Here is a 1,242-nt window from a genome sequence, read left to right on the forward strand (position 1 = left end):
ACGTCGTAGGCGCCGCCGAAGGCCTTGCGGGTGATGATGGTGATCAGCGGGACGGTGGCCTCGGCGTAGGCGTAGATCAGTTTGGCGCCGCGGCGGATGATGCCGGTGTGTTCCTGGTCGACGCCGGGCAGGAAGCCGGGCACGTCCACGAAGGTCAGCACGGGCACGTTGAAGGCGTCGCAGGTGCGCACGAAGCGGGCGGCCTTCTCGCTGGCGTCGATGTCCAGGCAGCCGGCGAACTGCATCGGCTGGTTGGCGACGATGCCCACCGGGTGGCCCTCGACCCGGCCGAAGCCGGTGAGGATGTTGGGGGCGAACAGCGGCTGGGTCTCGAAGAACTCGGCGTCGTCCAGGACGTGTTCGATCACGGTGTGCATGTCGTAGGGCTGGTTGGCGCTGTCCGGGACGATGGTGTCCAGCTCGCGGTCCTCGTCGGTGAGGGCGAGGTCGGCCTCCTCGGGGAACACCGGGGGTTCGCTGAGGTTGTTGGACGGCAGGTAGGACAGCAGCTGCTTGACGTACTCGATGGCGTCCTTCTCGTCGCCCGCCATGTGGTGGGCCACGCCGGAGACGGCGTTGTGGGTGCGGGCGCCGCCCAGTTCCTCGAAGCCGACGTCCTCGCCGGTGACCGTCTTGATGACGTCGGGGCCGGTGATGAACATGTGCGAGGTCTGGTCGACCATGACGGTGAAGTCGGTGATGGCCGGGGAGTAGACCGCGCCGCCCGCGCACGGGCCGACGACCAGGCTGATCTGCGGGATGACGCCGGAGGCGTGCACGTTGCGGCGGAAGATCTCGCCGTACATGCCCAGCGCGCTGACGCCCTCCTGGATCCGGGCGCCGCCGGAGTCGTTGATGCCGATGACCGGGCAGCCGGTCTTGAGCGCGAAGTCCATCACCTTCATGATCTTCTGGCCGAAGACCTCGCCCAGGGCGCCGCCGAACACGGTGAAGTCCTGGGAGAACACCGCGATGGGGCGGCCGTCGACGGTGCCGTAGCCGGTGACCACACCGTCGCCGTAGGGGCGGTTGTGCTCCAGGCCGAAGTCGGTCGAGCGGTGCCGCGCGAACTCGTCGAACTCGACGAAGGAGTCGTCGTCCATCAGCAGTTCGATGCGCTCACGAGCCGTCAACTTGCCCTTGGCGTGCTGCTTTTCGACGGCGCGCTCCGAGCCGGCGTGCGTCGCTTCCTGGATGCGGCGCTGCAGATCCGCGAGCTTGCCCGCGGTGGTGTGGATGTCG

The 1,242-nt window shown here is 68.0% G+C and carries 1 protein-coding gene; it reads right to left on the bottom strand.

Translation table 11 applies throughout. The features are described 5' to 3' along the window. On the bottom strand, nucleotides 1-1,242 hold a 1,242-nt coding region (locus ACFYW9_RS41410; protein ID WP_389160381.1), incomplete at both ends, for an acyl-CoA carboxylase subunit beta.

This window comes from Streptomyces sp. NPDC002698, from assembly GCF_042888945.1.
GTDB lineage: Bacteria > Actinomycetota > Actinomycetes > Streptomycetales > Streptomycetaceae > Streptomyces.